This window comes from Actinomadura sp. NPDC048032 (genome assembly GCF_040653175.1).
Classification (GTDB): Bacteria; Actinomycetota; Actinomycetes; order Streptosporangiales; family Streptosporangiaceae; genus Spirillospora; species Spirillospora verrucosospora.
This window is the reverse complement of the sequence record NZ_JBEZJP010000348.1, coordinates 1-9,211: the sequence shown is the minus strand read 5'-3', so window position 1 is coordinate 9,211 and position 9,211 is coordinate 1. Positions and strand designations below refer to the sequence as shown.

The 9,211-nt window shown below is 67.4% G+C and carries 12 protein-coding genes and 1 pseudogene; 12 read left to right on the top strand and 1 reads right to left on the bottom strand.

What is annotated here, in order from left to right; all coding sequences use genetic code 11:
• Window positions 1-608, bottom strand: a 608-nt coding sequence (locus AB0C69_RS32155) for a hypothetical protein (RefSeq protein ID WP_360358730.1), incomplete at its 3' end; no start/stop codon positions are given.
• A 488-nt stretch (window positions 609-1,096) separates the two neighbouring features.
• On the opposite strand from AB0C69_RS32155, the gene rpsL reads away from it, so the two are divergent.
• The 12 genes and pseudogenes from rpsL to AB0C69_RS32095 all read left to right on the top strand — a co-directional run.
• A complete protein-coding gene (gene rpsL / locus AB0C69_RS32150; RefSeq protein ID WP_021597495.1) occupies window positions 1,097-1,471 on the top strand; it encodes a 30S ribosomal protein S12 in 375 nt (124 codons plus the stop codon).
• Window positions 1,471-1,941, top strand: a complete 471-nt coding sequence (gene rpsG / locus AB0C69_RS32145; protein ID WP_360358729.1) for a 30S ribosomal protein S7 — start codon at window positions 1,471-1,473, stop codon at window positions 1,939-1,941. The genes rpsL and rpsG overlap by 1 nt, the downstream gene beginning before the upstream one ends.
• 43 nt (window positions 1,942-1,984) lie before the next feature.
• Window positions 1,985-4,096 (top strand): elongation factor G, encoded by a 2,112-nt coding sequence (gene fusA / locus AB0C69_RS32140; RefSeq protein WP_345186963.1) that lies wholly within the window; start codon window positions 1,985-1,987, stop codon window positions 4,094-4,096.
• A gap of 82 nt (window positions 4,097-4,178) precedes the next feature.
• Entirely contained in the window at window positions 4,179-5,372 is a 1,194-nt protein-coding gene (gene tuf / locus AB0C69_RS32135) for an elongation factor Tu (protein WP_345186962.1), read from the top strand.
• Between the two features lie 108 nt (window positions 5,373-5,480).
• Window positions 5,481-5,789, top strand: coding sequence for a 30S ribosomal protein S10 (rpsJ, locus tag AB0C69_RS32130; RefSeq protein WP_018657599.1), 309 nt, complete (start codon window positions 5,481-5,483; stop codon window positions 5,787-5,789).
• Window positions 5,790-5,804: 15 nt separating this feature from the next.
• On the top strand, window positions 5,805-6,455 hold the full coding sequence (gene rplC, locus AB0C69_RS32125) for a 50S ribosomal protein L3 (RefSeq protein WP_179845942.1): 651 nt from the start codon (window positions 5,805-5,807) through the stop codon (window positions 6,453-6,455).
• A complete protein-coding gene (gene rplD / locus AB0C69_RS32120) occupies window positions 6,452-7,054 on the top strand; it encodes a 50S ribosomal protein L4 (RefSeq protein ID WP_360358728.1) in 603 nt (200 codons plus the stop codon). Before rplC ends, rplD begins: the two co-directional genes overlap by 4 nt.
• Window positions 7,055-7,066: 12 nt before the next feature.
• Window positions 7,067-7,366 (top strand): 50S ribosomal protein L23, encoded by a 300-nt coding sequence (rplW, locus tag AB0C69_RS32115; RefSeq protein ID WP_173394922.1) that lies wholly within the window; start codon window positions 7,067-7,069, stop codon window positions 7,364-7,366.
• A gap of 45 nt (window positions 7,367-7,411) precedes the next feature.
• On the top strand, window positions 7,412-8,245 hold the full coding sequence (rplB, locus tag AB0C69_RS32110; protein WP_089314947.1) for a 50S ribosomal protein L2: 834 nt from the start codon (window positions 7,412-7,414) through the stop codon (window positions 8,243-8,245).
• 12 nt (window positions 8,246-8,257) lie between these two features.
• Window positions 8,258-8,539, top strand: a complete 282-nt coding sequence (rpsS, locus tag AB0C69_RS32105; RefSeq protein ID WP_089314946.1) for a 30S ribosomal protein S19 — start codon at window positions 8,258-8,260, stop codon at window positions 8,537-8,539.
• Between the two features lie 40 nt (window positions 8,540-8,579).
• The gene (gene rplV / locus AB0C69_RS32100) at window positions 8,580-8,963 is read left to right on the top strand and encodes a 50S ribosomal protein L22 (protein ID WP_179845945.1); all 384 of its coding nucleotides are present in this window, start codon (window positions 8,580-8,582) and stop codon (window positions 8,961-8,963) included.
• Window positions 8,963-9,211, top strand: a pseudogene (locus tag AB0C69_RS32095) (hypothetical protein); the annotation flags it as partial. The gene rplV and the pseudogene AB0C69_RS32095, both read left to right, overlap by 1 nt.

The window sequence follows — 9,211 nt, the reverse complement described above, 5'->3', positions numbered from 1 at the left end:
ATCTTGGCTTGGGCTTCGGCGAGTTGGGCTTCTAGGGCGGTTTCGTCGGCGGTGGGGAGGGAGGTAGCGCTCGGTTGTGGAGATCTTGCAGTGGCCAGCAGCAGTGGGGCCAGCAGCAGGCGCAGCAGCCGGGCTACGGCCAGCAGCAGCAGGGCTACGGCCAGGGCGGCGAGCAGCAGGGCTACGGTCAGCAGCAGTACGGCGAGCAGGGCCAGCAGCAGGGCCAGCAATACGGGCAGCAGCAGTACGGCCAGCAGCAGCAGGGCTACGGCGAACAGCAGGGCTATGGTCAGCAGCAGTTCGGCCAGCCCGGCGGCGAGCAGGGCCAGCAGCAGGGCCAGCAGTTCGGTCAGCAGCAGTACGGTCAGCAAGGCCAGCACGGTCAGCAAGGCCAGCACGGTCAGCCCCAGCAGTACGGTCAGCAGGGGCAGTACGGCCAACCGTCCACCTACGGCGGCGAAGAGAGCAAGGGCGGCAAGAACACGCTCCTGATGGTCGGCGGCGCCGTCGCGGCCGTGGTGATCATCGTCGTGCTGGTGGTCGCCTTCGTCCTGTAGGACGCGAAACTCCCAGAACGCGAGACGGCCGGGACGCAAAAGCTGCTCCACGACTTCCCCAAAAGTGGGAACGTGGGTCACAATGCAGCAGAGGCGCCCCGGCCGTCGACGACCCGGGCCCCGCGATCCCGTGCGACGCCAGGTTCGAGCGAGGCGAGAACCTGAACGCGCGGCGCGCCGCCAGGCGAGACGAAGCGATGCGGCGCCGCGACGAGCACGGCTCTTCTCCTCGCTTTGCACTTTGGCGGAGCGGTCGGTAACCTCTTCACTTGTGCCCGCTGTGTGCGGGCCGCTATGCGTGCGTGTCGGCGAGGCCGGTTGGCCGGCCCCAGCGCGCCGCATCTACTCCCCGGCTTGATTCGGCCCAGTTAGGGCCGGGCGGTCTGTGTCGGTTTCGCGCGGTTGAATTTCCGTGGGGCGGCGACACGCCCGACCGCGTGGGTCGGAGAGGTCGGGAAACCGGCAGGTCACAGCCTCACCTGAGGTGGTGATTGCAGCAATAGGACTTACCGGCTCGGTACGAGGAAGACGGAGACGCGGTGCCCACGATCCAGCAGCTGGTCCGCAAGGGCCGCCAGGACAAGGTGACCAAGAACAAGACGCCCGCGCTCAAGGGCAGCCCCCAGCGCCGGGGCGTCTGCACGCGCGTCTACACCACGACGCCAAAGAAGCCGAACTCCGCGCTCCGGAAGGTCGCCCGTGTCCGGCTGACCAGCGGGATCGAGGTCACGGCCTACATCCCCGGCGTCGGCCACAACCTGCAGGAGCACTCGATCGTGCTCGTGCGCGGCGGCCGTGTGAAGGACCTCCCCGGCGTTCGGTACAAGATCATCCGCGGTTCCCTCGACACCCAGGGCGTCCGGAACCGCAAGCAAGGGCGCAGCCACTACGGCGCGAAGAAGGAGAAGAGCTGATGCCGCGCAAGGGCCCCGCTGGCAAGCGCCAGCTGATCGCTGACCCGGTGTACAACTCGCCGCTGGTCACCGCGCTCATCAACAAGGTTCTGCTGGACGGCAAGCGCTCCATCGCGCAGAGCATCGTGTACGACGCCCTGGAGGGCGCCCGCGAGAAGACCGGCAATGACCCGGTCGTCACGCTCAAGCGCGCGCTCGACAACGTCAAGCCCACTCTGGAGGTGCGCAGCCGCCGCGTCGGTGGCGCGACCTACCAGGTCCCCGTCGAGGTCCGGCCGGCGCGCAGCACCACCCTCGCGCTGCGCTGGCTGCTGCTCTACGCCCGGCAGCGGCGTGAGAAGACCATGATGGAGCGGCTGATGAACGAGCTGCTCGACGCGAGCAACGGCCTCGGCGCGTCTGTCAAGAAGCGCGAGGACACGCACAAGATGGCGGAGTCCAACAAGGCCTTCGCCCACTACCGCTGGTAATCCCGGCGGATCTGCAACGACGAGAGACGACGCGAGGACGGCAGTGGCTACCAAAACCGGTGTAGACCTGGCCAAGGTCCGCAACATCGGGATCATGGCCCATATCGACGCGGGCAAGACCACCACGACCGAGCGCATCCTCTACTACACGGGGATGAGCTACAAGATCGGTGAAGTGCACGACGGCGCCGCCACCATGGACTGGATGGAACAGGAGCAGGAGCGGGGGATCACCATCACCTCCGCCGCCACCACCTGCGAGTGGCCCGTCGACGACGTCAAGCACACGATCAACATCATCGACACCCCCGGCCACGTCGACTTCACCATCGAGGTGGAGCGCAACCTGCGGGTGCTCGACGGTGCGGTGGCGGTGTTCGACGGGGTCGCCGGTGTGGAGCCCCAGTCCGAGACGGTGTGGCGCCAGGCCGACCGGTACGGCGTGCCGCGCATGTGCTTCGTCAACAAGCTCGACCGGGTCGGCGCGGAGTTCCACCGCTGCGTCGACATGATCGAGAACCGGCTCAACGCGACGCCGCTGGTGCTGCAGCTCCCGATCGGCGCCGAGGCCGACTTCAAGGGCGTCATCGACCTCGTCCGGATGAAGGCCCTCCTGTGGAACGAGGAGGCCAAGCTCGGCGAGATGTACGACACCCTCGACATCCCCGAGTCGCACGCCGAGACGGCCCGCGAGTGGCACGACAAGCTCGTCGAGACCCTCGCGGAGAACGACGACGAGATCATGGAGCTGTACCTGGAGGGCAACGAGCCCACCGTGGAGCAGCTGCACGACGGCATCCGGCGCGCGACGATCGCCGCGAAGCTCACCCCGGTGACCTGCGGCACGGCCTTCAAGAACAAGGGCGTGCAGCCGCTGCTGGACGCGATCGTCCGCTACCTGCCGTCGCCGCTGGACGTGGAGGCCATCGAGGGCCACGCCGTCCGCGACGAGGAGAAGGTCCTCATCCGCAAGCCGAGCGAGGACGAGCCGTTCTCCGCGCTCGCGTTCAAGATCGCGAGCGACCCGCACCTGGGCAAGCTCACCTTCGTGCGCGTCTACTCCGGTGTCCTGGAGTCCGGCGCGAACGTGATGAACTCCGTCAAGGAGCGCAAGGAGCGCATCGGCAAGATCTACCGGATGCACGCCAACAAGCGCACCGAGATCGAGCGCGCGGGCGCCGGCGACATCGTCGCGGTGATGGGTCTCAAGCAGACCACCACCGGTGAGACGCTGTGCGACGACAAGAACCCGATCGTGCTGGAGTCGATGAACTTCCCGGCGCCGGTGATCCACGTCGCGATCGAGCCGAAGACCAAGGCCGACCAGCAGAAGCTGGGCACCGCCATCCAGCGGCTGGCCGAGGAGGACCCCTCCTTCCAGGTCCGCACGGAGGAGGACACCGGCCAGACCGTCATCTCGGGCATGGGCGAGCTCCACCTGGAGATCCTCGTCGACCGGATGAAGCGGGAGTTCAAGGTCGACGCCAACGTCGGCAAGCCGCAGGTCGCCTACCGCGAGACGATCACTCGCAAGGTCGAGAAGGTCGAGTACACCCACAAGAAGCAGACGGGTGGCTCGGGCCAGTTCGGCCGCGTGATCATCGACCTGGAGCCGCTCGGCGGCGGGTCGGACGGCTACGAGTTCGAGAACAAGGTCACCGGCGGCCGCATCCCGCGGGAGTACATCCCCTCGGTCGACACGGGCTGCCAGGAGGCCGCGGAGTTCGGGGTCCTCGCCGGCTACCCGATGGTGGGAGTCAAGGTCACCCTGCAGGACGGCGCCTACCACGAGGTCGACTCGTCGGAGATGGCGTTCAAGGTCGCCGGTTCCATGGCGTTCAAGGAGGCCGCCCGCAAGGCGTCCCCCACGCTGCTGGAGCCGATGATGTCCGTCGAGGTCACCACGCCCGAGGACAACATGGGCGACGTGATCGGCGACCTCAACAGCCGTCGCGGTCAGGTCCAGTCCATGGACGAGCGGCATGGCATGCGCGTCATCAAGGCGCTCGTGCCTCTGTCCGAGATGTTCGGCTACGTGGGTGATCTGCGCAGCAAGACCCAGGGCCGGGCTGTCTTCACCATGCAGTTCGACTCCTACGCCGAGGTTCCCGGGAACGTCGCGCAGGAGATCATCGCCAAGGCGCGGGGCGAGTAAGCACCCGGGCCTGCCCACAGATCACCAAGACGTAAACGAAGCGGTCGTCTAGGCGGCCGAGGATCGCAACAAGGAGCAACCAGTGGCGAAGGCCAAGTTCGAGCGGACGAAGCCGCACGTGAACATCGGCACCATTGGACACATCGACCACGGTAAGACCACCCTTACCGCGGCGATCACCAAGGTGCTCCACGACAAGTACCCGGACCTCAACCCCTTCACGCCGTTCGAGGACATCGACAAGGCGCCGGAGGAGCGCGAGCGCGGCATCACGATCTCGATCGCGCACGTCGAGTACCAGACCGAGGCCCGGCACTACGCGCACGTGGACTGCCCGGGGCACGCCGACTACATCAAGAACATGATCACCGGTGCGGCGCAGATGGACGGCGCCATCCTGGTGGTCGCCGCCACCGACGGCCCGATGCCGCAGACCAAGGAGCACGTGCTCCTGGCCCGCCAGGTCGGCGTCCCCTACATCGTCGTCGCCCTGAACAAGTGCGACATGGTGGACGACGAGGAGATCCTGGAGCTCGTCGAGCTCGAGGTCCGCGAGCTGCTGTCGGAGTACGAGTTCCCGGGCGACGACGTCCCGGTCGTGCGCGTCTCCGCCTTCCAGGCGCTGCAGGGCGACGAGAAGTGGTCCGCGTCGATCGTCGAGCTGATGGACGCCGTCGACGAGAACGTGCCGGAGCCGGTGCGTGACACCGAGAAGCCGTTCCTGATGCCGATCGAGGACGTCTTCTCGATCACCGGCCGCGGCACCGTCGTGACCGGCCGCATCGAGCGCGGTGTCGTGAACGTCAACGAGACCGTCGACATCATCGGCATCAAGCCGGAGTCCACCTCGACCACCGTCACCGGCGTCGAGATGTTCCGCAAGCTGCTCGACCAGGGCCAGGCGGGCGACAACGTCGGCCTGCTCCTGCGCGGCATCAAGCGCGAGGACGTCGAGCGCGGCCAGTGTGTCATCAAGCCGGGCACGAACACCCCGCACACCGAGTTCGAGGCGCAGGTCTACATCCTGTCCAAGGACGAGGGCGGCCGGCACACGCCGTTCTTCAACAACTACCGCCCGCAGTTCTACTTCCGGACCACGGACGTCACCGGCGTGGTGAACCTCCCCGAGGGCACCGAGATGGTCATGCCGGGCGACAACACCGAGATGCGCGTCGAGCTGATCCAGCCCGTCGCCATGGAGGAGGGCCTGAAGTTCGCCATCCGCGAGGGTGGCCGGACGGTCGGCGCCGGTCGCGTCACCAAGGTCATCAAGTAGCACCTCTCGTCACACGGCGGCCCGGTCGTCGGGCAACCCCAACCGGGCCGCCGTGTCACGACCACTGAAGTAAACAGCGGCACTACAGCAAAGGACACCGAGGCCACCATGGCGGGACAGAAGATCCGCATCCGGCTCAAGGCCTACGACCACGAGGTCATCGACACCTCCGCGAAGAAGATCGTTGAGACGGTGACGCGGACGGGCGCCAAGGTCGCGGGCCCGGTGCCGCTGCCGACCGAGAAGAACGTGTACTGCGTCATCCGCTCGCCGCACAAGTACAAGGACAGCCGCGAGCACTTCGAGATGCGCACGCACAAGCGGTTGATCGACATCATCGACCCGACGCCCAAGACGGTCGACTCGCTGATGCGACTCGACCTTCCGGCCGGCGTTGACATCGAGATCAAGCTCTAAGGGACGCACCGAGAGATGAGTACGCAGAGGAAGGGCGTCCTGGGCGAGAAGCTCGGCATGACCCAGGTCTTCGACGATGAGGGCCGGATCGTTCCGGTGACCGTCGTCCAGGCCGGGCCGTGTGTCGTCACCCAGCTCAAGAGCCAGGAGAAGGACGGCTACACCGCCGTCCAGATCGGGTTCGGGCAGATCGACCCGCGCAAGGTGAACAAGCCGAGCACGGGTCACTTCGAGAAGGCCGGCGTCACGCCGCGCCGCTACCTCGTCGAACTGCGGGCCGACGACACCACCGAGTTCGAACTCGGCCAGGAGATCACCGCCAGCGTCTTCGAGGCCGGCCAGAAGATCGACGTTACCGGGACGAGCAAGGGCAAGGGCACCGCCGGTGTCATGAAGCGCCACGGCTTCAAGGGCCTCGGCGCCTCGCACGGCACCCAGCGCAAGCACCGCTCGCCGGGTTCGATCGGCGGCTGCGCGACCCCGGGTCGCGTCTTCAAGGGCCTCCGCATGGCGGGACGGCACGGCAACGCCCGTACCACCGTGCAGAACCTGACCGTCCACGCCATCGACGCGGAGAAGAACCTGCTGCTCATCAAGGGCGCGGTTCCCGGTCCCAACGGCGGCGTGGTGCTGGTCCGCGACGCAGTGAAGGGAGCGGGCAAGTGACTTCGAAGCTCGACATCGAACTGCCCGCCGAGGTCTTCGACGCGAAGACCAGCGTGCCGCTGATCCACCAGGTCGTGGTGGCGCAGCTGGCCGCGGCGCGCCAGGGCACGCACGCCACCAAGACCCGGGGCGAGGTCTCCGGCGGTGGCAAGAAGCCGTACCGGCAGAAGGGCACCGGCCGCGCCCGTCAGGGCTCGACCCGCGCGCCCCAGTTCGCCGGCGGCGGCGTCGTCCACGGCCCGCAGCCGCGGGACTACTCGCAGCGGACGCCCAAGAAGATGAAGGCCGCCGCGCTGCGCGGGGCCCTGTCCGACCGCGCCCGGTTCGGCCGGGTGCACGTGGTCGACGGCCTCATCGAGGGCGACACCCCGAAGACGAAGACGGCGCTGAAGGCGCTGCGCGACATCACCGCGGCCAAGCGCGTCCTGCTGGTCCTGGACCGCGAGGACGACGTGACCTGGAAGAGCCTGCGCAACGAGCCGAGCGTGCACGTGATCGTCTCCGACCAGCTCAACACGTACGACGTGCTGGTGAACGACGACGTCGTCTTCACGAAGACGGCGTACGACGAGTTCGTCTCGCGCGCGAAGAAGAAGTGAGGAGGGTCGCACATGAACAAGATCGCTGACCCCCGCGACATCATCATCGCGCCGGTCGTCTCGGAGAAGAGCTACGGGCTGCTGGACGAGAACAAGTACACGTTCGTCGTCCGCCCGGACGCCAACAAGACCCAGATCAAGCAGGCGGTCGAGTCGGTGTTCGGCGTCAAGGTGACGAGCGTGAACACGATCAACCGGCAGGGCAAGCGCAAGCGCACCCGGTTCGGCTACGGCAAGCGCAAGGACACCAAGCGCGCCATCGTCAGCCTGGCCGAGGGCGAGCGGATCGACATCTTCGGCGGCCCGGCCTAGACAGGCCAGGTCGTCCCGAAGACAGACAAGGGATGAACGAAAAAGATGGGCATCCGTAATTACAAGCCGACGACTCCGGGTCGTCGCGGGTCCAGCGTGGCCGACTTCGTCGAGGTCACGCGCCGCGAGCCCGAGAAGTCGCTGCTGCGTCCGCTCCCCAAGAAGGGCGGCCGCAACAACCACGGCCGCATCACGACCCGGCACCAGGGCGGCGGGCACAAGCGCGCGTACCGCGTGATCGACTTCCGCCGGCACGACAAGGACGGCGTCCCGGCCAAGGTCGCGCACATCGAGTACGACCCGAACCGCACCGCGCGGATCGCGCTGCTGCACTACGCGGACGGCGAGAAGCGCTACATCCTCGCCCCGCGCGGTCTGCGCCAGGGCGACCGGGTGGAGAACGGGCCGGGCGCGGACATCAAGCCGGGCAACTGCCTTCCGCTGCGCAACATCCCGACCGGTACGGTCGTGCACGCCATCGAGCTGCGCCCCGGCGGCGGCGCCAAGATCGCCCGCAGCGCGGGCGCCGGCGTCCAGCTGCTGGCCAAGGAGGGCAAGTACGCCACGCTGCGTATGCCCTCCGGCGAGATGCGGATGGTGGACGTGCGCTGCCGCGCCACGGTCGGCGAGGTCGGCAACGCCGAGCAGTCGAACATCAACTGGGGCAAGGCCGGCCGCATGCGGTGGAAGGGCAAGCGCCCGACCGTCCGCGGCGTGGCCATGAACCCGATCGACCACCCGCACGGTGGTGGTGAGGGCAAGACCTCCGGTGGCCGGCACCCGGTCAACCCGGCCGGCAAGAAGGAAGGCCGCACTCGCCAGGCGAACAAGTCGAGCGACCGGCTGATCGTCCGTCGTCGCAGCAAGAAGAAGCGGTAGGAGTCGCTCGCTATGCCACGTAGCCTGAAGAAGGGCCCGTTCGTGGACGACCACCTCATCAAGAAGGTGGACGTGCAGAACGAGAAGGGCACCAAGAACGTCATCAAGACGTGGTCGCGGCGCTCCATGATCGTGCCGGACATGATCGGTCACACGATCGCCGTGCACGACGGCCGCAAGCACGTCCCGGTGTTCATCACCGACTCGATGGTGGGACACAAGCTCGGCGAGTTCGCGCCGACGCGGACGTTCCGCAGCCACGTCAAGGAAGACCGCCGCAGCCGCCGAGGCTGAGCAGGCAGAGCAGTTAGCACGTAGGAGAGAGGGAACAGCGATGGAAGCCAGGGCCCAGGCGCGGTTCATCCGCGTCACGCCCAGGAAGGCCCGCCGCGTGGTGGACCTCATCCGCGGCCTGCCTGCCGCGGAGGCTCAGGCGGTGCTGCGGTTCGCCCCCCAGGCTGCGAGTGAGCCGGTGGGCAAGGTGCTGGCGAGTGCCATCGCCAACGCCGAGCACAACTTCAAGCTCGACTCGGGGACGCTCGTCGTCAGTCGCGCGTGGGTGGACGAGGGGCCGACGCTGAAGCGTTTCCGCCCCCGCGCCCAGGGCCGGGCTTACCGCATCAACAAGCGCACGAGCCACATCACCGTGGTCGTGGAGTCGCGAGACGACGCTGTGGCCGCGTCCGGCGGCGGTAAGAAGACGAGGAGGGCCCGGTAGTGGGTCAGAAGATCAACCCGCACGGGTTCCGGCTCGGCATCACCACCGACCACAAGTCCGTGTGGTTCGCCGACAAGCTCTACAAGGACTACGTCAAGGAAGACGTCCAGATCCGGCGCATGCTGCAGAAGGGCATGGACCGGGCGGGCATCTCCAAGGTGGAGATCGAGCGGACCCGTGACCGTGTCGAGGGAGAACATGCTCGCGTACCAGCCGGGGAACGCCGCGAAGGTCGCGCCGCCCGCCAC